This window comes from Acinetobacter sp. 70_2, assembly GCF_056736115.1.
Genome location: NZ_JBWZIP010000015.1, coordinates 354,793 through 381,732 on the forward strand (window position 1 = coordinate 354,793; position 26,940 = coordinate 381,732).

Annotated in this window: 33 protein-coding genes; 20 read left to right on the forward strand and 13 right to left on the reverse strand. The window is 35.6% G+C overall.

All coding sequences use genetic code 11. The annotated features are described in order from the left end of the window. Positions 1–294 precede the first annotated feature (294 nt). Together AC1PJ9_RS10645 and map are read right to left on the reverse strand one after the other, a co-directional pair. The gene (locus tag AC1PJ9_RS10645) at positions 295–1,413 is read right to left on the reverse strand and encodes an OmpW/AlkL family protein (RefSeq protein WP_311069332.1); all 1,119 of its coding nucleotides are present in this window, start codon (positions 1,411–1,413) and stop codon (positions 295–297) included. A 206-nt stretch (positions 1,414–1,619) separates the two neighbouring features. After that, positions 1,620–2,444 carry a type I methionyl aminopeptidase gene (gene map, locus AC1PJ9_RS10650; RefSeq protein ID WP_309949298.1) on the reverse strand — a complete coding sequence of 275 codons (825 nt, stop codon included), beginning with the start codon at positions 2,442–2,444 and terminating at the stop codon, positions 1,620–1,622. Between the two features lie 210 nt (positions 2,445–2,654). Between map and rpsB the strand changes: the two genes are divergently transcribed. From rpsB to AC1PJ9_RS10680, 6 genes are all read left to right on the forward strand, one after another. Next, positions 2,655–3,407 (forward strand): 30S ribosomal protein S2, encoded by a 753-nt coding sequence (gene rpsB / locus AC1PJ9_RS10655; RefSeq protein ID WP_001982118.1) that lies wholly within the window; start codon positions 2,655–2,657, stop codon positions 3,405–3,407. 139 nt (positions 3,408–3,546) lie between these two features. Continuing rightward, complete coding sequence (tsf, locus tag AC1PJ9_RS10660; protein WP_311069331.1) at positions 3,547–4,422, forward strand: translation elongation factor Ts; 876 nt, start codon at positions 3,547–3,549, stop codon at positions 4,420–4,422. A gap of 66 nt (positions 4,423–4,488) precedes the next feature. Continuing rightward, positions 4,489–4,971, forward strand: coding sequence for a DUF3465 domain-containing protein (locus AC1PJ9_RS10665; protein WP_311069330.1), 483 nt, complete (start codon positions 4,489–4,491; stop codon positions 4,969–4,971). A gap of 97 nt (positions 4,972–5,068) precedes the next feature. Continuing rightward, complete coding sequence (locus AC1PJ9_RS10670) at positions 5,069–5,893, forward strand: helix-turn-helix transcriptional regulator (protein WP_311069329.1); 825 nt, start codon at positions 5,069–5,071, stop codon at positions 5,891–5,893. Positions 5,894–5,987: 94 nt separating this feature from the next. Beyond that, the gene (locus AC1PJ9_RS10675; RefSeq protein ID WP_311069328.1) at positions 5,988–6,704 is read left to right on the forward strand and encodes an AzlC family ABC transporter permease; all 717 of its coding nucleotides are present in this window, start codon (positions 5,988–5,990) and stop codon (positions 6,702–6,704) included. Between the two features lies 1 nt (position 6,705). Further along, positions 6,706–7,023 (forward strand): AzlD domain-containing protein, encoded by a 318-nt coding sequence (locus AC1PJ9_RS10680; RefSeq protein WP_311086872.1) that lies wholly within the window; start codon positions 6,706–6,708, stop codon positions 7,021–7,023. Positions 7,024–7,062: 39 nt separating this feature from the next. Here AC1PJ9_RS10680 and AC1PJ9_RS10685 read toward each other — a convergent pair whose 3' ends face one another. From AC1PJ9_RS10685 to AC1PJ9_RS10730, 10 genes are all read right to left on the reverse strand, one after another. Next, on the reverse strand, positions 7,063–7,515 hold the full coding sequence (locus tag AC1PJ9_RS10685) for an Mpo1 family 2-hydroxy fatty acid dioxygenase (RefSeq protein WP_311086873.1): 453 nt from the start codon (positions 7,513–7,515) through the stop codon (positions 7,063–7,065). Between the two features lie 573 nt (positions 7,516–8,088). Beyond that, positions 8,089–8,706 carry a septal ring lytic transglycosylase RlpA family protein gene (locus AC1PJ9_RS10690; protein ID WP_002052473.1) on the reverse strand — a complete coding sequence of 206 codons (618 nt, stop codon included), beginning with the start codon at positions 8,704–8,706 and terminating at the stop codon, positions 8,089–8,091. A gap of 290 nt (positions 8,707–8,996) precedes the next feature. Further along, entirely contained in the window at positions 8,997–9,998 is a 1,002-nt protein-coding gene (mltB, locus tag AC1PJ9_RS10695; protein ID WP_019457156.1) for a lytic murein transglycosylase B, read from the reverse strand. Between the two features lie 19 nt (positions 9,999–10,017). Beyond that, positions 10,018–11,160, reverse strand: a complete 1,143-nt coding sequence (rodA, locus tag AC1PJ9_RS10700) for a rod shape-determining protein RodA (protein WP_019457155.1) — start codon at positions 11,158–11,160, stop codon at positions 10,018–10,020. A 126-nt stretch (positions 11,161–11,286) separates the two neighbouring features. Next, entirely contained in the window at positions 11,287–11,937 is a 651-nt protein-coding gene (locus AC1PJ9_RS10705; RefSeq protein ID WP_311086874.1) for a hypothetical protein, read from the reverse strand. Positions 11,938–11,960: 23 nt separating this feature from the next. Next, on the reverse strand, positions 11,961–12,773 hold the full coding sequence (queF, locus tag AC1PJ9_RS10710; protein ID WP_311086875.1) for an NADPH-dependent 7-cyano-7-deazaguanine reductase QueF: 813 nt from the start codon (positions 12,771–12,773) through the stop codon (positions 11,961–11,963). Beyond that, on the reverse strand, positions 12,770–13,543 hold the full coding sequence (locus AC1PJ9_RS10715) for an ABC transporter permease (protein WP_077165428.1): 774 nt from the start codon (positions 13,541–13,543) through the stop codon (positions 12,770–12,772). The genes queF and AC1PJ9_RS10715 overlap by 4 nt, the downstream gene beginning before the upstream one ends. After that, a complete protein-coding gene (locus AC1PJ9_RS10720; RefSeq protein WP_311086876.1) occupies positions 13,540–14,475 on the reverse strand; it encodes an ABC transporter ATP-binding protein in 936 nt (311 codons plus the stop codon). Before AC1PJ9_RS10720 ends, AC1PJ9_RS10715 begins: the two co-directional genes overlap by 4 nt. 431 nt (positions 14,476–14,906) lie before the next feature. Next, on the reverse strand, positions 14,907–15,089 hold the full coding sequence (locus AC1PJ9_RS10725) for a hypothetical protein (RefSeq protein WP_289736926.1): 183 nt from the start codon (positions 15,087–15,089) through the stop codon (positions 14,907–14,909). Between the two features lie 204 nt (positions 15,090–15,293). Beyond that, on the reverse strand, positions 15,294–15,965 hold the full coding sequence (locus AC1PJ9_RS10730) for an XRE family transcriptional regulator (protein ID WP_198072328.1): 672 nt from the start codon (positions 15,963–15,965) through the stop codon (positions 15,294–15,296). Between the two features lie 127 nt (positions 15,966–16,092). Here AC1PJ9_RS10730 and AC1PJ9_RS10735 point away from each other — a divergent pair, with 127 nt between their 5' ends. The 13 genes from AC1PJ9_RS10735 (at position 16,093) to AC1PJ9_RS10795 (ending at position 22,244) form a co-directional block, all read left to right on the forward strand. Further along, entirely contained in the window at positions 16,093–16,326 is a 234-nt protein-coding gene (locus AC1PJ9_RS10735) for a transcriptional regulator (RefSeq protein WP_198072329.1), read from the forward strand. Positions 16,327–16,647: 321 nt separating this feature from the next. Continuing rightward, positions 16,648–17,541 carry a hypothetical protein gene (locus AC1PJ9_RS10740; RefSeq protein ID WP_198072330.1) on the forward strand — a complete coding sequence of 298 codons (894 nt, stop codon included), beginning with the start codon at positions 16,648–16,650 and terminating at the stop codon, positions 17,539–17,541. Further along, positions 17,538–18,320 carry an ATP-binding protein gene (locus tag AC1PJ9_RS10745; RefSeq protein ID WP_198072331.1) on the forward strand — a complete coding sequence of 261 codons (783 nt, stop codon included), beginning with the start codon at positions 17,538–17,540 and terminating at the stop codon, positions 18,318–18,320. The genes AC1PJ9_RS10740 and AC1PJ9_RS10745 overlap by 4 nt, the downstream gene beginning before the upstream one ends. Then, positions 18,310–18,798 carry a hypothetical protein gene (locus tag AC1PJ9_RS10750; RefSeq protein WP_216984758.1) on the forward strand — a complete coding sequence of 163 codons (489 nt, stop codon included), beginning with the start codon at positions 18,310–18,312 and terminating at the stop codon, positions 18,796–18,798. The genes AC1PJ9_RS10745 and AC1PJ9_RS10750 overlap by 11 nt, the downstream gene beginning before the upstream one ends. Continuing rightward, the gene (locus AC1PJ9_RS10755; RefSeq protein WP_311086877.1) at positions 18,782–19,012 is read left to right on the forward strand and encodes a hypothetical protein; all 231 of its coding nucleotides are present in this window, start codon (positions 18,782–18,784) and stop codon (positions 19,010–19,012) included. Before AC1PJ9_RS10750 ends, AC1PJ9_RS10755 begins: the two co-directional genes overlap by 17 nt. Continuing rightward, a complete protein-coding gene (locus tag AC1PJ9_RS10760; RefSeq protein WP_311086878.1) occupies positions 19,012–19,227 on the forward strand; it encodes a hypothetical protein in 216 nt (71 codons plus the stop codon). The genes AC1PJ9_RS10755 and AC1PJ9_RS10760 overlap by 1 nt, the downstream gene beginning before the upstream one ends. Further along, a complete protein-coding gene (locus AC1PJ9_RS10765; protein ID WP_087606819.1) occupies positions 19,217–19,777 on the forward strand; it encodes a hypothetical protein in 561 nt (186 codons plus the stop codon). Before AC1PJ9_RS10760 ends, AC1PJ9_RS10765 begins: the two co-directional genes overlap by 11 nt. 389 nt (positions 19,778–20,166) lie before the next feature. Next, positions 20,167–20,391: a hypothetical protein gene (locus AC1PJ9_RS10770; protein ID WP_216984762.1), complete on the forward strand. Its 225-nt coding sequence runs from the start codon at positions 20,167–20,169 to the stop codon at positions 20,389–20,391. 91 nt (positions 20,392–20,482) lie between these two features. Then, positions 20,483–20,710, forward strand: coding sequence for a hypothetical protein (locus AC1PJ9_RS10775; protein WP_198072336.1), 228 nt, complete (start codon positions 20,483–20,485; stop codon positions 20,708–20,710). 73 nt (positions 20,711–20,783) lie between these two features. After that, entirely contained in the window at positions 20,784–20,957 is a 174-nt protein-coding gene (locus AC1PJ9_RS10780) for a hypothetical protein (RefSeq protein ID WP_198072337.1), read from the forward strand. A gap of 127 nt (positions 20,958–21,084) precedes the next feature. Then, entirely contained in the window at positions 21,085–21,552 is a 468-nt protein-coding gene (locus AC1PJ9_RS10785) for a phage tail tube protein (protein ID WP_057070199.1), read from the forward strand. A gap of 63 nt (positions 21,553–21,615) precedes the next feature. Further along, on the forward strand, positions 21,616–22,083 hold the full coding sequence (locus tag AC1PJ9_RS10790) for a phage tail assembly chaperone family protein, TAC (protein ID WP_311086879.1): 468 nt from the start codon (positions 21,616–21,618) through the stop codon (positions 22,081–22,083). Between the two features lie 20 nt (positions 22,084–22,103). Further along, positions 22,104–22,244 (forward strand): hypothetical protein, encoded by a 141-nt coding sequence (locus AC1PJ9_RS10795; protein ID WP_165395678.1) that lies wholly within the window; start codon positions 22,104–22,106, stop codon positions 22,242–22,244. 122 nt (positions 22,245–22,366) lie between these two features. Here the strand turns inward: AC1PJ9_RS10795 and AC1PJ9_RS10800 are convergent, their stop codons facing one another. Continuing rightward, positions 22,367–23,050, reverse strand: coding sequence for a hypothetical protein (locus AC1PJ9_RS10800; RefSeq protein WP_311086880.1), 684 nt, complete (start codon positions 23,048–23,050; stop codon positions 22,367–22,369). A gap of 246 nt (positions 23,051–23,296) precedes the next feature. Between AC1PJ9_RS10800 and AC1PJ9_RS10805 the strand changes: the two genes are divergently transcribed. Next, positions 23,297–26,929, forward strand: coding sequence for a hypothetical protein (locus AC1PJ9_RS10805; protein ID WP_311086881.1), 3,633 nt, complete (start codon positions 23,297–23,299; stop codon positions 26,927–26,929). Positions 26,930–26,940: the final 11 nt, after the last annotated feature.

The following is a 26,940-nucleotide window of genomic DNA, read 5'->3' on the forward strand; positions in this document are numbered from 1 at the left end:
GATTCATCATGCTGTAAATAAAGCAAAGGACGTGCCAAAAAATAATTTTTACTAAAAGGAAAACCTTAGTTTTTAATTTTATTAAATTAGTTAGAGGTTAAGAAAATGAATCATAAAATAAGTATGAAACGAAAAATGCTAATAAGAATGATAGAAGCTAAATATTGCTAGAGCTTCCATAAAAAGTGCTCATTTTTTTAGCATATTGGTTTAAAAAGAAGCAGGCTTAATCTGCCTAATAAAAAAGCTATAAAAGCTTCAGTAAAGCTTTTATAGCTTAGGTTCTTTTAAAAATTAGAAGCGGTAACCTAAACCTACATAGGTAATGAGTGGATCAATATCAATTTTGGTATTCGCTTTAATGAGCTCTTTACCTGTATTTTGGTCAGTAACATAAATTTTTGCTTCACTATTCATTTTTGAATAAGAAACGGAACCGACAGCAAACCAGTTTGGGTTAAAGTCATAAGTTGCCCCGATAGTAACAATAGGTGCAAAAGTATCAGTCGCTTCTAGTTTCACAATAGGATTTGCTGAAGATGTTTTGCGATCTAATGCTGCACCTGCCTTATTATCATGGATATTCTGGATCATGTGTCCCGCTTGAATTAAATCGGCTTCAATACCAGAATTCATTTTTAAATCATTAAAATAGGCATACATGACCCCAGCACCTACATATGGGCGGAATTTATTTACCCCAGATTTACCAAATTGATAGTGTAGTTCAACTGCTGGTAACCATGCACGTGCAGTCGCAGCCTTACCCCCTTGAGAAAGATCAGTAATATGAATATCTTGTTTTAAAGGAATATCTCCACCCGCCCCGGAAATTCCACCTCCTATGATTTCTCCAATTGAAGATCCATCTTTTAGTGGAGTCGCTTTTCCAGAAAGGGGAGCGTAAATATTACCTTTTCCATTAATATCTACTTTAGGAGGAATACCGCCTTTAATTTCTAAAGATAAATTGTCCGTAAAGTTGTAGTTAAACATAAGGCCAACAGTATCAACATCAGAAGCTTCTAAGCCAGAACCTTGTTGTTGCCATTGAGAAAGACCATTAACTTCTGCTGTACCTGCAAGTGATGAGGGAAGAGTGTCTGTAAACTTATCAAGAAGGCTAATAGTGCTATACCAGAATTTTCCTGAAGTTTTACTTTGATCGATTGCATCTAAAACGGCTTTTGTAGATACATCTCCAACTTTAGATGTTGTACCTTCTGCAACGCTAGTATTGATATTAACAGGATTTCCTGAGCCTTGAGGCATAGCATGGAGCCAACCAGCCGAGACCGAAAAACGTTTGAAACCATCACCATCTTTTAAACTAAAATATGGTGAAGCAGCGAAAGTGACTGTAGGCAGAGCAAAAAAGGCAGCTGTCATACAAAATAATGACTTTTTCATCATAAAGGACTCCATGTCCGGACATTTGTTTACTGATTTTTATTGAGCCCACCATAACGCGTTTTATTAAAATGATTGTGTAATAAAAATTAATAATTGTAATGTTTTTGAAATATTTGTTTATGTTTGGAAAGATTTATTAATAAAAAGTACAAAATAAAGAATAAAAGGCTACATAAAGTAGCCTTTTATTAAATTTGATTAAATTATTAATTGAAGCGCGAAAGGTCTTCTTCAGGACGAGCGGTTAACACTTCAATACCTGTTTGAGTGACCAAAATAGTATGTTCATATTGAGCTGAGAGTTTATGGTCTTTCGTTACAACAGTCCATTTGTCACCAAGCAATTTAGTCTGCCAAACACCAGCATTGACCATTGGCTCAATCGTAAAGGTCATACCTGCTTCTAAGCGCATACCAGTGCCAGCTTGGCCATAATGCAGTACTTGAGGTTCGTCATGGAAAACGGTACCAATACCATGACCGCAATATTCACGTACTACGCTAAAACGTTCTGACTCAACATATTTTTGGATTGCGTGGCCAATGTCACCTAAATATGAACCATCTCTAACTGTAGCCATTCCACGATACATTGCTTCTTGAGCAACTTTACATAAACGGTTTGCCAAAATAGAAGTTTCACCACCCACGATGTACATCATGTTCGTGTCGCCGTGATAGCCGTCTTTAATTACGGTTACATCAATATTAAGGATGTCGCCGTTTTTTAAGATTTTATTTTCAGATGGAATACCATGACATACGACATGGTTAACCGAAGTACAGATAGAGTGTTGAAAAGCAGGGCGTCCTGGAGCACCACCGTAACCTACGCAAGCCGGAATAGCATGCTGTACATTTTCAATATGATTACGACAAATCGTATCAAGCTCGAGTGTGCTTACACCGGCCTTAATATACGGCTTGATCATCTCTAGAACTTCAGCCGCCAGTCGTCCTGCAATGCGCATTTTTTCAATTTCATCTGGAGTTTTGATTAATCGACGTGGAGCTGTATAAGTACTGTTCATGATCTCTAAAAACTTTTGGTAATTTATAAGTGTATATGGTATAAATAGCCGCCCATTTTATCAAATGCTTTTCGTGAATATCTTTTACGAAGAATATTGATAGATGGAGTAAAAAATCCGCACATATATCGTCACATTACTCTGGGTGCCCGTAAAAAGGTGGAGAATGCGGATATATGGAGGCCTAACCCAACTTTTAAGGTAAAGAAAATGGCAGATTACAACGTAAGCATGCGCGACCTTCTTCAAGCAGGTGCGCACTTTGGTCACCAAACTCGTTTCTGGAACCCAAAAATGCGTCAATACATTTTTGGCGCGCGCAACAAAATTCACATCATCAACCTTGAGCACACTGTTCCTGCGTTAAATGATGCTTTGAACTTCGCTAACCAATTAGCAAGCAAAAAGAACAAAGTTTTGTTCGTTGGTACAAAACGTGCTGCTTCTAACATCATCCGTGAACAAGCTCAACGCGCTGGTCAACCATATGTAGACCACCGTTGGTTAGGTGGTATGTTGACGAACTGGAAAACACTTCGCCAATCTATCAACCGTTTAAAAGATCTTCAAACTCAATCTCAAGACGGTACTTTTGCTAAGCTTACTAAACGTGAAGCTTTAGAACGTACTCGTGAGATGGAAAAACTTGAGCGCTCTTTAGGCGGCGTTAAAAACATGGGTGGTTTACCTGACGCATTATTTGTAATCGACGTTGATCACGAAGCGATTGCAATTAAAGAAGCTAAGAACTTAGGTATTCCAGTTATCGGTATCGTTGATACAAACTCTAACCCAGACAACGTTGATTACGTTATTCCTGGTAACGATGATGCGATCCGTGCAGTAACTTTATATGCTTCAGCTATGGCTGACGCAATTCTTGCTGGTAAAGAATACGCTCAATCTCAAGCGAACGCTCAAGCAAAAGGCGATGACGCTGCGAAAGACGCTTCTGAGGCTTAATGCGTTTTTTGACGCAGGCTTGTCATTTTTGCGACATGTAATGGTGGCAAATTAAGCGTCGAGAGTGCAAACGGCCCAGAGTTTCTTTGGGCCGTTTTTGTTGAACAGATTTATTTTCTACCGATTTTAGGAGATCAACATGACTGCAATTACTGCAAGCATGGTAAAAGAATTACGTGACCGTACTGGTCTTGCAATGATGGAATGCAAAAAAGCATTAACAGAAGCGAACGGTGACATCGAACTTGCTATTGATAACCTTCGTAAATCTGGTCAAGCTAAAGCTGCTAAAAAAGCTGGCAACATTGCTGCTGACGGTGCAATCACTATCGTTCAAGACGGTAATAAAGCGATCTTAGTTGAAGTAAACTGTCAAACTGACTTCGTTGCTAAAGACGAAAACTTCTCTAACTTTGCACACGCAGTTGCTGCTGCTGCTTTAGCTGCTGGCGAAACTGATGCTGCTAAAATCGCTGAATTAAAATTGGCTGATGGCCAATCAGTTGAAGAAGCTCGTATTGCGCTTGTTCAAAAAATCGGTGAAAACATCCAGGTTCGTCGCGCGAAAATCGTTGAAGGCGAAAACTTGGCTATCTATAAACACGGTTTAAAAATCGGTGTTGTAGTTTCTTACACAGGTGATGCTGAGACTGGTAAAGGTATTGCAATGCACGTTGCTGCATTCAACCCAGTAGCAGTAAGTGCTGAAGCTGTTCCAGCTGACCTTATCGCTAAAGAGAAAGAAATTGCTGAAGCGAAAGCGTTAGAATCTGGTAAGCCAGCGAACATCGTTGAGAAAATGGTAACTGGTTCTGTTGAGAAATACTTAAACGAAGTTGCTCTTGATCGTCAAATGTACGTTATCGACAACGACAAAAAAGTTGCTGACGTATTAAAAGCGACTGGTACAACTGTTGCTAACTTCGTACGTTTCGAAGTTGGTGAAGGTATTGAGAAAAAAGCAGAAATGAGCTTCGCTGAAGAAGTTGCTGCTGCTCAAGCTGCTGCGAAGTAATTCGTATCACAATAAAAAAAGCCCCTATGGGGCTTTTTTTATCCCTATTGAAATCGGAATATAAAGATGACAAATAAAAAAAATCTGAGTATTGGCGGCATTATTGTTTTATTGATTGCTGCATATTTCGGTCTAGATTTATCTGGGCATAAAAAAAATCAATCGCCATCATCAAGTCCTGTAACTCAGCATACTGAAACTACGTTTTCAAATGATGGGATAGATACTATAAAAACTGCCTATGACCGCAGACAAAGTAATGTTCAAGTGCAGGGAAGTGGTCGAGTAAAAGCAATTTTAAAAGAAGATAATGATGGGACAAAACATCAGAAATTTATTCTTGTATTAAAAAATGGCCTTTCAATTTTAGTGGCTCATAATATTGATTTAGCATCAAAAATTGAAGATTTGCATAAAGGGGATATAGTCGAATTTAATGGTGAATATGAATATAACGAGAAAGGTGGTGTATTGCATTGGACGCATCATGATCCACAAAACCGTCATGAGAATGGCTGGTTGAAACATAATGGACGTATTTACCAATAGAAAAAGGGGTATTCATTTCGGCCCAACAGCAATTTTGTTCTATGCATCTTTTTAAAACATGTTATGTTTTTTTCAGATAAATAGATGAGATGTATATATGCACCAGGAACAGGCTGACTACTTGCATTTGCGAGAGTTGGGCGGTTTAGAACTATTAAAAGCACATTATCACCAAACGCAATTTTCAAAGCATACCCATGAAGGGTATTGTATTGGTGTGATTGAAGAAGGTGCGCAGTCTTTTTTTAGGACTGGTCAACTACATGTTGCTCCTAAAGGTGACATTATTTTGGTGAACGCAGATGAAATCCACACAGGTTCATCTGCTGTCGATTCGGGTTGGCGCTATCGGGCAATTTACCCTACACCGGAAATGCTCGCTGAAGTGAGTCAGGATTTTTTTGAAAATTTTCATGGTGCACCTTGGTTCCCTCAAGCAGTTATTCAAGATTTGGGATTATCTCAACAACTTTGCTTATTATTTGATTTATTAGAACAAAAAGATAATTTTCTGCTTAAAGAAACCATGTATTTATCAACATTAGCATGTTTGATGATGCGTCATGGGAAGTCGAGACATACCTTTTGTGAGCTACCAGAAGCTTATTCGAAAGTCTTAAAGGTTAAAGATTTGTTGGCAGATATGCCTGAAAAGAATTTTTCTTTGCAGGAACTGGCTGACATGGTCGGATTAAGTGCTTGGCATTTTTTAAGGCAATTTAAAAAACATGTGGGTTTACCACCTCATGCATGGTTAGTGCAGGCACGTTTGCAAAAGGCGAGGCAGCTATTAAAACAGGGTATTCAAATTGTAATGGTTGCACAGCAATGCGGATTTTCTGATCAAAGTCATTTTAACCGTCACTTTAAAAAGGCGATGGGCGTTACACCTAACCAGTATGTAGCAAGCCTTAATCTCTAAAATTTATTTTCATTTCTAAACACAATTTTGTTCAAGAGAAGCTAATCTGCATAGAAGAAAATCTATAAATATTTAATGTTATAGATGTCTAGAGATGAATACTCGTTTAAATCAATCTATTAGATTTTCTAAAAACCATCCTTCGTATCTTTTTTTACGAGGGGCGGTAGATATATTGCCATTATGTATTTCGGTTATTCCGTGGGCTATTTTGGCTGGTTCAATGGCAATTCATGCAGGTTTATCATTTTATAAAGCATTAGCAATGTCAGGAATTGTGTTTGCTGGTGCTGCACAATTGGTCAGTTTGAGTATGGTGATGGAAGGTGCATCATTATTAACGATCTATATCACGATTTTCTTTCTTACTGCACAGCATTTTATTTATGCATTAACTTTAAGAAATGATATTTCTATTTTGTCTTTACCCAAACGATTAAGTTTAGGCTTTCTATTAACAGATGAATTATTTGCGCTAAGTGCTCCGAACGAAAAAAGACATCCCCACTATTTATTAGGGGCTGGTATAAGTTTTTATTTATTCTGGGTAGTTTTTAGTCTAGTTGGAATTTTGTTGGCTACGGCGATTCCTAATTTATTGTCTTATCACTTAGACTTTTCGATTATTGCTATTTTTGTGGCCATGATTGTTCCTATGTGTAAAGGAAAACCTGTCATAGCAGGAGTTTTAACAACTTGTGTTAGTGGTTTTGTTCTCAAATTTTTTCACATTGAAGGCGCCATTCTGATTTCCGGTTTATTGGGAATGCTTATTGCCGTTATTGTGGAAAATAGAGTAGGAGAAAAATGAAATGTCATGGTTCATGATTTTAGGTGTGGCAGTAATTGTCTTTTTTAATCGTTATTATTTTTTAGAACCTAATGTAAAAGTAAAATTACCAGCACTGATGAATAAAATGCTGAATTATTCAGCGCCTTGTTTATTGAGTGCTATTTCTATACCGGTAATCTTTTTTGAAAGAAATGAATTGAGAGGCACTTTAGATAATCCATATTTATATGCGACAGTATTTTGTATTGTAATTGCTTTCTATTTCAAAAAAATTTTGCCCAGTGTTCTACTCAGCCTAGCATTTTTCTATTTTATAAATTTTCTAATAAATCAGTAAATTTAAGCTGAATCCAAAAAAGATTCAGCTTTTTAAAAATTATTGAGTAATCAATTTATTTTGGCGACTTTTCCACTTAGGTAATATTTTTGCAAGATAGGCATCCATACACCAGACTGGACCAATCAATAAAAATTGTAAATCTTTAAAGAAGGAAGGTTTTTTCCCTTCAACTTTATGTCCGTAAAATTGTCCAATCCAGGCAATTACAAAAAGAGCAATATAAAATCCCACCCCTACAGGTAAGACATAAATAAGCCAAGCCATCACAACGAGAAGTGCAGCCATTGCTACTGCAAGTACAAGATCGAGTCGAGCATAGAAAATTAAAGTCAGTACAATGAGTAAAGCAGTGAGTAAGGCGCTAAAGTGGGCAATGATTCCGATAATAGAAAATAAAATAGCGGGAACGCATACCCAGTGGATTTTTTTATTTGTTGGATTTTGATGACTTTCACTATATTCATCAAACCATTCATCAATAGATTTCATAGACCTTGTTCTCCGTGTCTAATTTTGAGTCATTCTTTTTATGTCTATATTTTATCCTGTTGTTAGGTGGGTAGACAAGAAAGTCGCAAATCTTCCTTATCGTTCATTTATGTATCTTTAAAAATTTAATGACTCATTGTTCGGAAAAACAGGAGGGAAAAAGTTCAAAGTTGGACTTAAAAAAGAGCGAGATTTATTTAAGGAAAATCAGGTTAGTTATTTTTGGATTTTGAAGTGAGGAAATGACCCAGAAAAGCACTTTTTTATGAGAAGTGGGAAAATAATAGAAAAGACTCAACTCAACTTGTCTTAAAACGCGATAAATAGCTCTTTTTAGACTAAAGTGGTACTAGGGTAGCGTAATTTTTTTAAAATGGCTGTAATCGAAAAATATAAGCAAAAAAAGATGGGTCAGAAAATGATGTGTTTTTGGGTTAAAAAATAATCAATTTTGTAATTGGAAAATGAGTAGAAACATAAAATTTTTGAACATAATTTTTTTATCGTGAACTCCAAAAATTAAAAAGCCACAAATTAAATTGTGGCTTTTTCATGAACTCTAGGAGTAAGCGCTTATGAAGTAGGACCGTCTACACGTTCAATACTTACTTTTGCAGTGCCTGCATTGGTAATACCAAGGCGTTTTGCTGCACCGTATGATAAATCAAGTACACGATTTGCATGGAATGGACCACGGTCGTTTACTTTTACAACCACACTTTTACCATTGTCTTTGTTTGTAACACGGATATAACAGTTCAATGGCAGACTACGGTGAGCAGCAGTAAGTGCATTCATGTCGAATGTTTCACCACTTGCAGTTTTACGGCCGTGAAATTGACGACCATACCAAGATGCCATGCCAGTTTGGCTAAACTTACGAACAGTATTTGAAGCTACTGTGTTAAGTTTTTCAATCACTGAAGGCTCATCTTCAGGGATTTCAATTTTAGCTGCGATAGCTTGACGACGAATTTGATCGCCAGAACGTTCAGTGATTGAAAGACTGTTAATGTTAGAAAAACGAGAATTAAAGCTTTGAGTATCTTTACTCAACACACGGGCAGCTAAATTAGCATTTGGACCATCTACATCACTGTTTAATGATGATGACTGCATCATTTCAGCGTGCAGCGGGGCCATACTTAAACTAGCCGTCAGTGCAAGAATGTATTTCAGCGATAACTGCATTTATATAAACTCCTGAGAACATGCTCTTTTTCTTTTAGCCGGCAGGCTAAAAATTGAAGTGAACATGCCTAATTATTCACTTTTGCAATTGCTTGATTGGGGTGGATAATATTCATCGCTTACGGAGAGTGTCTAGTCTTTAACGAGAAATAGTTACAAAAAGGGCAAAAACTTACAGTTTTAGATTAAAAAATAACCAAATATGTAACAAGGTATTTAAAATGTGTGTATTGTGATCGATTTAACAAAAATATTTATTGACTTTTACATAAACTCATCAAAAAGCTAGCCTATCGGCTAGCTACTTCTGTGCCTAACAACCATACTGCAGTCGCATACATTCGGCTTTTGTTGTAAGTGGTAATCACTTGAAAATTTGGATAGGTTAAATAGTAAATCGGACCGTTATAGTCTTGTAATTGAATAACATTTACCATATCTAGGTCATCAATTTTAACTAAAGGGTTTAATGGTGAAATCCCTTGAGTTTTGAGTACGCCATATGGAGAGGGCTGAGTTAGGTCTTTGGCAATGATATTTTCTGGATTTGAGCCGACATAACGAGCCATGAAGCCAATCGGTTGATCGCGTTGCCATCCTTGTTTTGCTAAGTAGTTTGCGATTGACCCAATAGCATCTTCCGCAGAGTTACGAAGATCAATGTGCCCATTACCGTCAAAATCGACTCCATACTTACTGATATTACTTGGCATAAACTGTGGGTAGCCAATTGCTCCAGCATAAGAGCCAACAATACTATTGGTTGGATAGCCTTCTTTATAGGTCCATGCAATCAGAGCAGCTAACTCATCACTGAAATAATCAGCACGGCGCGGGTAACCAAATGCTAATGTCGCAAGCGCGTCACGAGTGATGAAAGAACCTTTATTGGCTCCATATCCTGTTTCAACACCTAAAATACCTAAAATGACAGCTTGAGAGACACCAAATTGCTGTTCAGCTCGGTTAAGTGCATCTGCATATTGGTTTTTAAAGCGGACACCACGCTGAATAGTGCCTTCAACCAAAAACATAGAGCGATAGTCGTACCAAGGCTTACTTTCACCTGGGCGAGTCATAATATTTATAATGTTTGGTAAATTTTTTGCACCACTCATCGCGGCATCTACTTGTACACTACTTAGACCATAAGTGTTCATGGCTTTTTGTTTAAAATTTAAATAATTAGGATCATTTACAAAATCATTGGCCTGAGCAAAATGACTTGTGCTCACTAGACCAGTACACAAAGCGAGTACTTTTAAAGTTTTATTAACAAATTGAGACAACATATCTTTTTTAAATTCCAAATTATCGATGTGTATGAATAGACATAACTAAACCAAAAGTGGCCATTAAAGTAATAATAGCGGTACCGCCATAACTCATAAAAGGCAAAGGAACACCCACTACAGGTAAAATACCACTGACCATTCCTGCGTTTACAAATACATAAACAAAAAAAGACAAACCAAAGGCGCCAGCAACTAAGCGTCCATAGTTATGGAAGCTTTGTAAACCAATTTGAAATGTTCTAAAAATAATAGCTGAATAAAGAATAACTAATATAAGTACGCCAATCAGGCCAAATTCTTCGGAGTAAGCCGCAATAATAAAGTCAGTATGACCTTCTGGTAAAAAGTGTAAATGTGACTGTGTCCCTTCAAGAAAACCTTTACCAGAGAAACCACCAGAACCAATAGCTGTTTTAGATTGAATAATGTTCCAGCCTGTTCCTAATGCATCTGCTTCTGGGTCAAGTAGCGTTAGAACACGTTGACGTTGATAGTCGTGTAAAAGGAATTCCCATGCAATTGGAATAACAATAGCGGCACAGGCTGCTGCTGCGCCGATCATACGCCAAGAAAGACCACTTAAAAATAGTACGAAAATACCACTGGCTAATACGAGTAGAGATGTTCCTAAGTCAGGTTGTTCCGCAATGAGTAAAAAAGGAACACCAATTAACATTAATGATAAAACAACTTGAGAAAAGCTAGGGGGAAGTGGTTTGCGTGCTAAAAACCATGAAATCATCATTGGCATGCCAATTTTCATGAACTCACTGGGTTGCACACTTCCAAAACCGGGAATATCAATCCAGCGTTTAGCTCCCATACGAACTTCACCAAAGACCATAACTCCAATTAAGGAAAATAGTGCAAATAAATAAAAGTAGGGTGAAAAAGCTTGATAAACCTTTGGAGGAATTTGAGCCAGACCAATCATGACTAAAAAGCCAATACCAAAGCTCATAGCCTGTTTACTGACTAAGCCGACATCTTGTGCAGATGCACTATATAGTACCGTTAAACCTAACAGAGCATTTAGGAATAAAAATAGGCATAACCAAGGGTCAATATGAAGTTGCTGCCAGCGTGATGGTTGCATGGCAGTACTAAGACCATCTCGAGGAGCTTGGCGTAAAAATTTATATTGTGGACTAGGAGACATGCGGCTTTAACTAGGTCAATCAGTGCTTGGCGCATGCTAACATAAACGTGATTTATGGCAATGTATATCAATATTTTGCAATAAAAAAACCTGGCGTTTGCCAGGTTTCCGATAGTCTATTTTTTATTAGTTAAAGAATAGACCATCATGATATTCAGCCATCGCTTTCAATTCAGTGCGATTTAAACTTGGAATGAGTTTATCGATCGCGATATGAACCGCTTTAGTCACAGCAGCAGCGCCAATATCGGCTGCTTTACGCTTAATCATGCCTAAATCTAGTGTCTTGTTAAAATCAGACATAAAGTGTCTAACCATAGCATCACCAAACTGTTTATAGAGTTCCGCTAATGCTGCTTTATTAATGTCATTACCTGCTTGAAGCTCAGCAAAATTATGCTTCAAATTAGTCACTAAGCCAGCATCTAAAGCTACGCCAACTTTATATTGACCTTGTGGATCTTTAAATAAGCTTTTCTCTGAAAACTCAACTGACTGTTTAACAACATCATTTGGTGCTTTACTGAGTAATTGCTTTAAAAGTACGGCAACTGTAGATTTGACATAACCAGCAAGTTTTTCGGCAGTATCTCTTTTTTCACTCGCTGGGAAATGTTGTACTAACTGAATCAGTACATTATCAATAATTTCTTCATTGAGTTGTAAAGCAATTTTGTCTCGAAGTGGATATAGCGGTTCACTAGAATTTTTATTCGTAATTCCAGTCTGCATATCGTTCAATAAGCCTTCAGAAGGGGTAAAACCAAAAAACGGCATGGTGTATCCTCAAATTATTCGTTTTATTGTCGTGCCAATCGAATCGGTTTTGGCATCCATGATAGATCCGATACTCGGCAAGGATTGATATCAAGTCCACCGCGGCGAGTATAAGTTGCATAAACCATCAGCTTTTCAGGCTGCAAATTTTGCCAAACATCTGCAAAGATTTGCTCAACACACTGTTCGTGGAAACCGTTATGCTGACGGTACGAGATAATATAAGCTAAAACACTACGATAACAAGGTTTTTTGCCCTTAAAACGGATAAAAACTGTACCCCAATCAGGTTGTCCCGTGACTGGGCAGTTACTTCTCAAAAGATGAGAATACAGTTCAATTTCAACTTCTTCACCAGACTCATCTAATTTTAAAAGTGATGCATCGGGATGTTGTTCTAAACGTTCAGGTGTTAGATCATCAATACAAATGCCTTGTGGCTTGGAAATATCGAGATCATCTACTTGAAATAGCGTTAGCTCAACTTTTGCGCCTGCCGCAGCCGATAAATCTTTTTCAACTGTTTCAATGAATAACGCTTCAGAGTCAAACTGAGCGAAGTTAAGACTATTGAAGTAAAGTTTTAATGACTTTGATTCAATCAAATTTGGTGAAGAAGCTGGCAATGTAATTCTGCCAATAGCAACCTGTGGAATACCGTGCGAGTTTAACCAAGAGATTTCAAAAACATGCCACCAATCTTTACCTTGGGTAATGCCTTCAATATGTGAATAATTTTCACGAGATTGAGCACGTGCAATTGGAAATAACACATCGGGTTGATAGCTAGTTGGATATTGGGTTTCTTTACCCAATAAAGACTGTTCGACACTCATTCACGCATTCCTGAACCACGAGCAAGTAAATAGTAAGCAACTCCGTAAAGTACAACACAACATAATGTCACAACGATTAAAGAGAACGTAACGTTCACGTCGCTATGACCTAAAATGCCAAAACGGAAAGCATTAACCATATACACAATAGGATTAATTAAAGAAAGTTTTTGCCAAAAAGGACCAAGTGCACTAATGGCATAAAACACACCACCTAAGTAGGTGAGTGGAGTAAGTACAAATGTTGGAATAATAGAGATATCATCAAATGATTTCGCATAGACTGCATTAATGAAGCCGCCTAAGGAAAATAAAACAGATGTAATTAAGACTGTATATATAGTTACGAACCAGTTATGTATAAAAAGGTCAGTAAAGAACATACTCATCGCAGTAACAATGGCACCCACTAATACACCACGACAGATACCACCAATGACATAGCCCCATAAAATAATATGTAATGGCACAGGGCTCATAATGAGTTCTTCAATGCTTTTTTGGAATTTTACACTAAAGAAACTGGAAGATACGTTCGCATAACTGTTGGTAATAACAGCCATCATGATCAGGCCGGGCACAATAAACTGCATATAGCTTACGCCGCCCATTTGTCCAATACGTGAGCCAACCAAATTACCAAAGATGACAAAATACAAGCTCATAGTAATCGCAGGTGGTAATAAGGTTTGTGGCCAAATGCGAAGAAATCGGCGTACTTCTTTACGAACTAAAGTCCAGAGGGCAATTTGCAGTTGGTTAAAGTTCATTTTGCCTCTCCTTCAAGATTTTTCTCAACCATTTTGACAAATAGTTCTTCGAGGCGATTTGATTTGTTACGCATACTACGAACACGAATACCTTGTGACTCTAAAAGTTGGAATAAGTCATTTAATGTATGAGCCTTATCCATTGTTACTTCTAAAGTGCTGCTATCAATTAAGTTGAATTTCACACCAATAATATTTAACTGGAGTGGGGCAATCGGTTCTGCCAAATCGAAAATAAAAGATTCTTCACTCAACTGGTTTAAGAAACTTTTCATGCTGGTGTCTTCTTTGATAACACCACGGTCAATGATGGCAATTTGACGACAGAGCATTTCTGCTTCTTCTAAATAGTGTGTCGTTAAAATAATAGAAGTACCACTTTCGTTCATTTCGGTTAGAAAATCCCACATAGAACGGCGTAATTCAATATCTACACCAGCAGTAGGTTCATCTAAAATAAGAAGTTTAGGCTCATGCATCATGGCGCGGGCAATCATTAGACGGCGCTTCATACCACCAGACAGCATACGTGCTTGTATATTGCGTTTTTCCCACAAGCCAAGTTTTTCTAAATAATGTTCGGCACGTTTTTCGGCAATCTTTTTGTGAATGCCGTAATAGCCAGCTTGAGTGACTAAAATATCGAATGCTTTTTCAAATTGCCCGAAGTTAAATTCTTGGGGTACAACGCCAAGCTGCTGTTTTGCCAAGGATGGATGCGTGTCGAGATTATGCCCAAAAATCTCAACTGTTCCTGAGGTCTTTTTTGTGAGGGAGCTGATAATACCAATGGTTGTTGATTTGCCGGCACCATTTGGGCCTAACAACGCATAAAATTCACCTTCAGGCACAATGAGGTTAATACCTTTTAACGCCTGAAAACCATTACGATATGTTTTGGACAAATCTTTTAATACCAAAGCATCAGTCATGAAATTCTCACATTATGAAAGAGGGGTATATTTTGAGCGATAATGATTAATAAACCAAGTAAAATAGTCGGAATTTTATGAAATTGGGATATATGTATGGGACAACTGAGTAGTTGATAGTCACTCTATGTTTGAGATTAATTTTAAAATATTGATTTATAAAATTAAAATCTTTTCAGACCTATACATGCCATAAAACTTAAAATGCCTAGAATTTCTACGGGTTTTGATCAAATCAGAAATAAAAAAGGACTGAGCAGAACTTCAGTACCTTTTTAATAATTGGGAATTATACATTGATATAGAGTAAAAAAGAGGATGATTCCTATATATTCGTGTTCGTGCTTCATTGATTATGAAGAGAGGAAACTTTATTAATAGCTATCTATTGTAGGTTGACTTGCTATTGTGGGGATATGACATATCTATTGTTATGTTGCGATAAAAAATTTTACTGCAAGAACAGCTGCAATCAGCCAAATAACAAAACCTATTGATAAGAAAGCTAACATTTTAATTATCATCAAAATATTAGATTTAAAGTTAGGCATCCATAAAGTTTGTTCAAAATTAGATTGAGTTGAGCTTGGGTTGTCTGTTATTTCTTCTTTCATAATTGTCTCACTTATAGAAATAGAAGTTATGTTTAGACTTAGTTTTCAGTATGGTTCAACTAATATAATTAAATATAGTTTTATCTATTAATTGAGTCAATAGTTTTAACTATTAAAAAATAATAATTTTAACTTTTATTTTCCTTTTGATAATAAAAAAGCCACGTTATGCGGCTTTTTATTAAGGTTCTGGTTATGGATTGATTATCCTGCTCTCCAGAATTGACGGCCCATAACTCTAAAGTTTTTGCCATTTTCTTCCGTTACTCGGCGATCTCTGAACTTTTCATTAAGGCTATGAAGAATTAAAGATCCATCTTCTTCTTTAAAGATTTGTTTTAGCATACCTTCGCCAGCAAAATATACAGCATATATTTCACCATCAATAATTTGTGTTTGAGAGATATCTATGCCAACAAGATCGCCATCTTTTATATAATCCATCATACTATCGCCTTTGGCTTTAATAATACGCATGCAATCTTGAGCGACATGTTTTTCTTTAAAGAATGAGGGGGGGAAAGGAATTTTTCCATTAATAGCATCAAAATGAAATTCAATTGACTCACCCGTCCCACATGAAAAATTAGCTTCCACAACTTCTATCCATACATATTCATTATTTTCTTTACTTACTACAATTGGTTTAACCAGATCATCTTCACTAAATGAGTCTTCACTTTCACCAGTTGTTAGCCAATAGGCATCTACTCCTAAGTATTTTGCAATCAAAGGAAGAAAGGCAGATTTTAAACTTTTTCCTGTTTCCAAGGCTTGATATGTCGGTTGTTTAATACCAACCGCTTCAGCCACTTCATACTGGCTCTTTCCTGCTTTTAAGCGAGCAGCTTTTAGACGAGTTGCTAAATCAGACATGATATTAACCTTAAAATCGTTGGGCCTAAGTTTATAGTTAAAACTATTAATAATCAAAATAACTTGAGATATTGACTTTTGATAGTTTTAACTATAAATTAACTATCAAGATAGAGGTTTGATAGTTATGAATATAGATATCATTGTAATCTACCTACAACTAGTAAGCTTTTTCGGGAATCAAACAAAAACGGCGCAAGCACTTTCTATCAAGCAACCATCTGTTAATGCGTGGTTAACGGGGAAAAGCAAAATGTCTGAAAAAATTGCTTTACGGGCTGAGTATGTAACTAATGGGAGATTTAAAGCGTATCAACTTTGTCCAACGCTAAAAGAGTTTGAAAAGAAAATTGCGAGCTAATTATCAAAGTAAAGATGTAGATAGAGACTAATTTTTTAAGGATTTATAAATGGTTGAGATTAGTTTTAAGGAGAGATTTTTTAAATAGGTTTTATTAAAAATGTGAAAAAAAATTTGGATACTTGATTTATAAAGCAAAAAGCCTGATCGGCAAATCAGACTTTTTAGTTAATTCATTTAATTAGGAAATCACAATGAATTTTAAAATAAATTTATCACAATGTTGTGGCAAAAACAAATCGGCTAATTGTAAAGGTAAGGAAAATAAATTTTTTTCCTATTTAAATTCCTTTAAAGCTCTTTTAGGGGAGCTAAATATCAATGCGTGATTATGGCAAGGTTTCTCCGCATTTCTGGACGGGTAAGACTGGTAAGCAATTACGAGAATGTCCAGAGTCTATTATCGTGGCTATGTATTTAATCACTAGTCCCCATGCAAATATGCTTGGTCTTTACTATATGCCTCTTTTATATATTGCTCATGAAACTGGTTTAGGTTTAGAAGGAGCAGAGAAGGGGCTTCAATGGGCATGTAAAGTAGGTTTTTGCAGCTATGACGATGTTTCAGAGATGGTCTGGGTACACGAAATGGCTCGTTTTCAAGTTGCTGAGTCCTTAAAGGAAAGTGACAATCGTTGTAAAGGTATTCAAAAAGACTATGACTCATTACCTTCAAATCCATTTTTAGAAAACTTTTATAATAAATACGTTGAAGCTTTTTGTATGACGCATCGACGTGAAGGAAAGAGTAATAGTTATGTAGAAAAAGAAGTCCCTAAGAAGGTTCTTTTAAGCCAAGAACAGAAACAAGAACAGGAGCAGGAAAAAACTCTCTCTCAAGTAATTTTAACAAATGTTATGAAATCAGAAGATTGGAGACCAGATTTAAACCATCTCGCTACTTACTTGAAAAAGACTAAATACTCTCAGCAAGTACAAGAAATCTTATCTATGGATGACTTTGAATTTCATTTGAGTAATTTCAATGCTCACCATGAAACTTCACGATATCTAACAGATAGTCAACGCCACAGTAAGTTTGCTCAATGGATATTTGAAAAATTTGAAAAGCTAAAAGCTTCAAAAATGAAGTCTGCAAAGCCAATTTACTTAAATTCAAAACCACTTGGAAATGTTAATCAAGCATTTGAATATCAACCACCTGAATATGATGAAAGTATTAAACCAGTGGAACTAGGAGGTAAATTTGTATGACTGTAATAACAAAAATTAATCACTCCTTCCAATCTGGATTAAACACTTGCTCTATTCATTTTGAAAAAAAGGTCAAGATTGCAGGTTTAGAAATTTGTCCAACATGTGCCGTTAATAAAGTTACTGAGTCTAATCTTAAACATGGTAAAGCTGTTAGGAAGATGATTTATGAAAATCACTTAGCCGGTGGAATGCTACCTATACGCCATAAAAACTCTGGTTTTCATAATTATCGCTGTGAATTACCAGGACAAGTTATTGCATTTAATAGTTGTGCAGCTTATGCCGAGCAAATTATGAAAGGGCAAGTAACTAATCTGGTTATGGTGGGAAAAACTGGAACAGGTAAAACACATCTGGCATGTGCGACGGCTAGAACATTGCTTAAAAATGGTAAAACTGCTCGTTATATCACCAGCGAAGAACTTGCAAATGACATTATGGCAGCATGGTACCGTCAAGGAGATAGCGAGAAAAATACTATTTATCGTTACACAGAATATGACCTGCTCATTATTGATGAGTATGGCTTGCATGATCGTGAAAAACGGAAAGAAGTTGTTCACAAAGTCTTGTATGCACGTTATGACGCCGATAAAGCAACTATGCTTATTTCAAATTTTGCACTGAATGATACTAAGGATCGGATGGGAGCAATTATCCATGGCTTGATCTCTGATTTAGGCGATCGCTTATGGTCACGGTTTCAACATGGTGGATTAACTCAAATCGAATGCGTATGGGCAGATACCCGTTTAGGGGCAAAATATGAATGTTAAATTAGAACTTGGTAAACATGATTGTTCAATGAGTTACTCAAATGTTTTTCTTAAGTCTAAACAGCGTAATGAATTAGCTATTCAAGTAGCGGAATGGGTGGCGCAGGGTAATCAGATTAAGTTGGTTGAAAATAAGAGTGAGAATCAAATCTATTCTAAACAAATGTGGGAAAGGTCTACTAAAGATGGGCACAAAGACAAAAGTTATGTAGACCGAGCTACAACAACAAATTTATTGAGTCATTCATTAATTAAAGAAACAACAGCATATCCAAATCATCAACAAGCTTTATTAAAAATATTTGCTATGAAGTTTGGACAAGCTTGGGATTTCTTGGCAGCCAATTCAGGTTATGCATTAACAGCTTACCAACTTAGCCGAATTTATCGTGGACGATCAGAAGCCTCTTTACTGGATTGGAATATTTTAAAACAGTCACTTGACGCTTTAGGAGTAAATAATGAATCACCTTATTAAGCGCAGTAATCGTCAAAAGTGGAATATTAGAAATATTCAGAAAAAAAATCTAAATAATTTTAAAGACGTGAAGAGAGAAGGATTGTCTATCCAGAGTACTAAAAATTTTGCTCAGGAACTGAAATTACAGAAAAGAAACTTTGAATACTTATTTGGTACAAAGCCTTATGGGTATTTATTAATAACTAAGTGTATTGATGAGGGCGTAATGTAATGAAAACTGATCAAATTATTTTAGTAATAGTTGCTTCTTTTGCCTTCCATTTTGCTGTTAAGTTTTTAATGCAATGGTTGGTTGGAGAATATAACCATGGAGCAGTGGTTGAATGGATGCGTAGAGGTTTTGCCTTTGGATTAGGTTTTATTTTTTCGATGTTAGTAATGATCGTGATTGTCCATATTTTGAGAGGGTTAATGAATGAATATTGATATTAGCATTATGAATCAGTTTACCCAATTTCAATGGTTATCCCGAGGCTTAACAGCACAATCATTGGATTTTTCAAGAGTTGGACATACCCCTAGTAAAGATACGATTAATTATCAAGATAGATTAGGGGCAATTGCTAAAATGGAGACCCAATTAGCTAAATCAGTGACCTCATTAATTATTTATGAAGGAAAATCAGAAGAGGACTATAAGTTTATAAGAAATCATTTAGCTTTAATTATGTTAAAAGAAGCTGCAAAAGATAAAAAAAGAGAACCTGAGTATATAGCAATTCATCACTTGGCGTGGCTGATTGCTCGTATGGTTATTGATTTCTCTTTAAATCCCGACCTTGAAAAAAATTTTACTGCTCAAGGTCGACTTTATTATGCAGGGATTACAGCTTATAAAATGTCGGCAGATGTTTATAGAATGACATGGAAGCCATATGAAAAGTTAATGCAGCTTGCACTAGAATCTGCTATTGCAGAAGCAGAAGATACTATACGTGAATATCGCAAAGAAACTTACAAAGAGTTACAATTATAGGGTTTTCATTATTCTGAAAAAAAGAGTATATTATATATAAGATGGTCGTATTACGGATTTAATTTGTAATACGACTTTTTTGTTTAAATTATTTGTTACCGTATCTATCGGAATAATTCATCTATTAAATTTCTACACAGATAACAGCTTTACAGAAAGATTAGCTGTTTGTAGAAAGTCTAAAAATCTATATTTTATACAAGTTCTAATTTTTAAATATTTTATTTAAATCATTATTGAAGTTTTGCTGTACAAATTGCAGCACATAAAGCCGTATCAAAATAGATTGATACGGCTTTATTTTTTTATTAGTAATAAGTATGGAAAGGTATTTATTATGAGTTGTACTGGTTGTGCTAAAAGGCGTAAATGGTTAGAGAGTAAGTATAATGAACTCGAACGAAGAACAAAATTTCTGCTGCTCAAAGTTACTCGAAGTAATGGACGAATTGATAAAGCAGAACAACACACTGATTCAAAAGTCTGAAAAGAAAGATACTCTTATTTATGCTGCTATTGAGCAGAATAATAAACTACTTCAACAGTATGTTGAAAATAATAAAGTTGATGAAAATGTTATTGCTTACTTGGATTCAAAGCCAAAAGAAAAATAATATTAAAATTAACTTATCTGAGTATTTTATATTATCTTAATTATTGGAAGGGTTAGATTTTAAGTCTAGATCTTTTTTTATTGGAAAAAATATGTCAAATGTAAAAGTCCAGTTTTTAACTACATGTATGCATAATCGAATTGTTTATATAGACAATGAGGTGATTGAGGTCGAAGAAAAGGATGCAGATGAGTTGTTAAAGCTAAATTTAGTGAAAGTTATTGATTCAGGTGTATCAGAGAAATCTAATAAATTAACTAATCAAAGTAGGTCAAGAAGCATACAAAGAAAATCTCATCTACAGAATAGTTTAAAGTAAAGGTGTTTTTTGATGGGTATGCTTATTATCACTAGATTAATATAACAAATAGATTTCTTATTTAGGTGGATTTATGTCTGAAAATATTAAGGGTTTGATTAATCTACAAAACAAGCTTAAGAAGTTATCAGATGATAAGAAAATTAATAAAGTTATAAGTGATGTTGAAAAAAAGGCGGTTTCATCTAAAGATGCTAAAGAACTTATGATTAAAGCACTTCAAAATGATTTAATTAATAAACTGTAATTTCATATCCTTAAATAAAATAATTTTTATTTCTACGTGATATTTCTTAAAAATATTATCGTTTCTTAAATTTTTATCACCTCGCAAAACGCGAGGTTTTTTTCGTCGTTAAAAAAGGAGTCCAATCATGGGCGTATTAACACAAGGTACTGAAACATGGGTGAAACATGGTTCACCAGCTGTATTAACTAAAATTGAATGTATTACTGAGTTGTCGGTAGGCGATGATAGTGTTACTGAAATTGAAACAACATGTATGGAAGAGCGTGAATCTTCAACTTCAGAATATGGTTTAGTTAAACCAGGTGAAGGTAGTTTGAAAATCAATACTGATCCTGAAAATGAAACCCATGTTACGATTTTGAATTTGGCTCAAAATAAAGCAAAAGTTGATGTTTTTGTTGGATGGGCTGATGGTACTGCTGCACCAACTTTACAAGGCGATGTTGTTACAGTACCGCAAGGTCGTTCTTGGACACAATTCCAAGCTCAATTACGAAAAGGTCCACCAATTTTCGATAAAGACTCATTGGTAAACCATACTATTCCAATGAAACGCCAAACCCCAGCATTCGATACATTGAAAACCGTTTAAGGTTTTTTAGCATCATTAATAAGCCTGCTTAGCAGGCTTATTTTTCTTTTGGAAAATTAAAAAATGAAGAAACTAAGTGCGGATCAAATCAAGTCAGGTATTTTGCTTGGTAAGCCAGAACAAGTAACAGTCCAAGTTTTGGTAAATGGTGAAGAATCAGAATTTACAACCTATATTAAACCTTTTAACTACCAATCTGCTGTAGCAAATATGAAAGCATACGGAGAAAATAAAGAGGCTCTAGCAGGTATTTTAGCAAGTTGTATTACAGATGAGCATGGTGTTCCTACTTTCACTGAGGATGAAGTACGATTACACTTTAGCCAAGCATTAGTTGATATCATTTGGGTCAAAATTGTTGAAATTAATGTCATGGGAAAGCAGACGTTGAAATCGACGACAGAGAAGAACTCCTCATCGAAATCGCAATCGCCACCTCAAGATCAATTGAAGAAGTCAAAACAACTTTCACCCACAAAGAAATTAGAACCTGGGCAGCTTACCGACAAAAAAGAGGTAGCCTCAACATAGGTTTGCGTTTAGAAGAAGTGATGGCAGAAATGAAGCTCATGTTTGCGTCATCTAAGGGTGTAAAAGGGCTTCAAATTTATGATTATTTACCACACTTTGATAAACCACCAGCGCTTACTTTTGAGCAAGAACGTATGCAAAAAATGAAAACGTCACGCTAATTATAACGAATTAAAAAAGCACTTTGAGAAAAGTGCTTTTTTAAAATAAATTAATAACTTTTTTCTGATGTAATATTATATATATTGTTTGAACTATTAAATTGATATGTTTTTATTTTATTTTATTTAATAAATTTATCTGTTTTTTCATCATAAATATCTCCTTTGAATTTAATTTCAATAGGGTAACTTTTTAAATCAGGTTGATCAGTTTTAACTTTATATTCACCCTTAAAGCTATAATTTAAAGGCGAGTTTTGGTCGTAAGTGCCTTCATTACTTCCTTCAATAATATCAATGTTGTATCCTTGAATAGCATCATCGCCTAGTTTAATAAGATGCAGTAAAGTATCTGATCCACCATCATTTGAATAGGTATATGAGTCGTCGAAGAAACCGACATCATTTTTACCTATCTTGACAATTCTTGAAGCTAGATTTTCAATATTTAAATTAATAATTCCATATTGACTTGGTGGGGTGTATGAATCTCTATTTTTAGAGACTAAATCAAAATTACCTTGATTATTTTTCTTAAAAATCATGAGGTCAGCATTACCTTCACAGGCATGACAACCTTCACTAAACTCATAGAAGTTCGAACTTTTTTCGACAAGTTTTCCGTTTTCAATTTCACTTACTGCTTTACCAATTTCACGTTTTTCAACAAAAATTAAATATCTATCTTCACCAGAGTTATTTTTAAAGACTTCTGCGGGATGGAGTATGGCTAAATATTCTTGGCTATTTTCTTCGATTCCAATATGGGGAAGATTAATTTCCTCTTCATCTTTACTTTCAAACATAGCATGAAACATAGATGGATAAAATGTACGGAATATCGATTTTGTTTCCAAATCATCTACTGTTATTGCAAAAGAATGGTTAATTAAAAAAAAGAAGATAGCAGTAATAATTTTTGTTTCATTGCCTTGATTAACTCTAGTATTTGCAAAGTATGTCCAATTTAGCAAAGCAGTAATTTGAAATCTAGTTAAATCATAATTTAATCATTGACGACCAAAAGGTCGTTTTTTTGCCTGGAGATAAGTATGGCTGCAACTAATTTAGGAATTCTGAATATAGACTTAGTTGTTAATATTGTTAATTTTATTGAGCCTATTAACCAGGCAGAACGTAAAGCGAAATCAGCCAGTGAGACTATTGGCCAAAGTTTTAAAACAATTGGCTCTACCATGAAATCTGTCAGTGATTTCATGAATAATCAGATTGTTGCTGGACTCACATCGACTGTAACACGTGTAATTGATACAGGTAGTGAAATCAAGAAGTTGGCTCAGCTCACCAATACAAGTACTTCATCCTTTCAATATTACGCAAAGGGTGCAGAAACTGTAGGAATTAGCATGGATAAGTTTGCAAACCAGTTAAAAGGTATGCAACAAAATATCGGTAATTTCCAACAGACCGGAGGTGGTCCATTAGCTGATTTCTTTAAAAACATAGCACCTCAAGTTGGGGTAACAATTTCTCAATTCCAAAAACTTTCAGGCCCAGATGCATTACAGCTTTATTATGATTCTCTTGTTAAAGCGAATGTTAGTCAGGAGAGTATGCAGTTTTATATGGAAGCCCTTATTTCAGACTCGACCGCGTTAATTCCTTTACTGGAAAATGGTGGTGCGGGATTTAAAAAATGGGGTGATGCAGCACAAAGAGCTGGGGCTATCATGGATGATGCGATGATAAAAAAATTATCGCAAGCCAAAGAAAACTTACAAATCATGGATTTGCAATGGCAGGGACTTCAGGCCACGATGGTCAATGGAATTATGCCTGTATTTATTGCTGTAACTTCTCATATGGACACCATTACTGCAGCAGCAGTCGGTTTGGGGGCCGCACTAAGCGTTAAACTTGCAGTACAGGGTGCTATGGTAGCTAAAGAGTTTGCTGTAGGAGTAGTTGAAAGTATTCGCTATGAAATAGCTCTTGCACGTATGGCAGGGGTTACTTTACAAACAGCAGGCGCTATGGGGATATTAAGAGGAGCTATGGCATTTCTTGGAGGTCCTGTTGGTTTAGGTCTTCTTGCGGTACAAGCGCTTGCTGCTGGTGCAGCTTTTCTCTTTATGAAAAATAGTAATGATGAGACTGCTAAATCTTTAAATGAACAGGGAGTTTCAATTGCTGAAATTGTTAAAAAATATCAAGAGTTAGATACAGCCTCACAACGAACTCAGATGCGTGCTGAAAAAAAATCATTAGAAGAATTAAATGAAGAGTATGAAAAATCCAAGGGCACGTTAATTAGTATGGCAATTGCTATTGGACGTCTAGATGGTTCTACTTCTGAAGCATCTCGAACTGCTAGTGAATTAGCTATGAAGTTTAAAGAAGGGGAAATGACAACAAGTCAATTTGCTTCTGAAATTAATAAATTATCTGGCGTATCTGAAAAATCAAAAGCGAAAATTGATGAACAGGCAGCAGCTTCAATTAAAGTTGGTCAAGAGTTTACAAAACAAAAAGAAGTAATCAACTCTTTATTAAAGTCAACAGATGAAGCAACAAAGAAACAAGGGAATTTAAATAAGGAGTTTTATGCTGCTGAACTAGCTTCAAATAGGGCAAAAGTCGGTTATGAACAATATCAAAAAACTTTTAATACTGAATATAAGGATGTTAAAGGTAAGCAAGCGCTTTTCGACAAGTATGGCAAAAAGTTTTCTTCAGAACAAATGGAAAAAGTTTATGAGTGGGGAAAACGATATAATTATGACTCTGCGCAGATGGCAACCCCAACAGCCCAAAAAGATTTGAAAGCCTCTTTAGACTTATTAAATTTAAATAAACAATTACAAAGCCGGCAAGAAGACAAATTAAAACTAGAACAAAGATCAACTGAAGAAGCGAAAAAACAAGCAGAGTTAGCAAAAAAGCAAGCTATGGCTAGTGCTGTTATGGATCCTGCAACTAAAAACATGCTAAGCGTTTATCAAGCCTTTATGAACACAGGTGTACTGAATGAGAAACAGGCTAAATATTTTACTGCGGAAGTTGGAAGGGAAAATGATTTTCGTAGTTCAAAAATGTTTGGAAGTCATAAAGATAAAAATAATGGTTTTACTAACGTAGGAATTTTTTCTTGGCAAAAGGATAGAGCAACAGACCTAATGAGTCTTTTATCAAAAAAAGGTCTCCTTGATAGCTCAGGCAATATTAAACCAACACAAGAGGCTCTAAATGCACAGGCAAAATATGCTATAATCAACGAAATTTTGACAAATAAGCGATTTGCTAAATCTAAAAAGGCTTTGCAGAAAAATGCTGATTATAAAGAATTAGAGAATACGGTGGGTAATAATTTTATTCGTTGGGATTATGACGGTAATAATATCAATGCCCGACCGCATCACAAGAAACGAGATAATTATTACAATAAAATTAACTTGTTGCTTGGGAAAAATGGAGATGAAAGTTATGCATTAGAGGCTTTAAAAAATGTACAAAATTCTGATGATGAGCAATATCAAGCATCCCTTACTCAAGCTGCGAATGAAAAAGCTTTAAAAAGAAAATATTATACTGAACCAGAGAGAATTTTAGCAGATAGTGAAGATGATAAGGCTGAGATTATTAGAACGTTTCCTGAAGGTCCAGAAAGAACAAGATTATTAGATCTTCGACAGAAAGAATATGACAAAGCAATGGAGAGTTATATTGCTGCAGAAGATGAAAAAATAAAGATTCAAAATCAGGCGATTCAAGGTACTAAAGACAGAATTGATCAAATAAATCAATCTACTACTGAAACTTGGGCTAGAATAACACTTACTCCAGATGAGTTGAAAAAATGGAATTTACAAAATGAGTTTGAAGGTAAGCAGTCTAGTTTATGGGATGGATATCAAAATATAAATGAATCAATTAATAGTAATGAAAACTTATCAGAGACTGATAAATATCAAATGCTTAAAGATGCACATCAAGCTTATAATGATGCAAAATTTGCAATGGATGTTGAATATGATACAAAGTCCCGAGAGTTACAAAACAGTTTAAATGTAGAAAATTTAAATAATTATGCAACCATGTTTGGAGATATGGCTGGGTTAGCTAAAGCTTTCGGGGGAGAGCAATCTAATACATATAGAACATTGTTTGCTATGCAAAAAGGATTTTCCCTAGCAAGTGTAATTTTATCTAGTTCTGAAGCAATTGGTAAAGCATGGGCATCAGCAGCTTTCCCTTATAACATACCCGCGGTGGCTATGGCTGTAGCTCAAACAGGTGTATTAAAAGCAGCTGTGTCTGCTGTTACTCCACAAGGCTTTGCAACTGGTGGACAGATTAGAGGTTTGGGCAATGGTTTAAGTGACAGTATTCCTATTTGGGCTTCTAATGAAGAGTTCATGATTAAACAATCTTCAGCTAAAAAAATTGGTTTGGATAATCTTAATTATATGAATCAAACAGGTGAGTTGCCCCAAACAGAGTCGAGTCAGATTATCGTGCCTCAACTTGCTGAACTACCTCCAACAGGAAGTGCGATTAATGCTCCTGTATCAGTGAATGTAACAGTAAACTCCGATGGTAGTAGTCAAGTCGACTCATCTGGTCAATATAAATTAGTTGGAGAAGTGCTTGGGAATACAATTCGACAAGTATTACTTCAAGAATTACGTCAAGGTCGGATTTTATATAATGCGATTCGTGGGTAAAAGGTACCAAC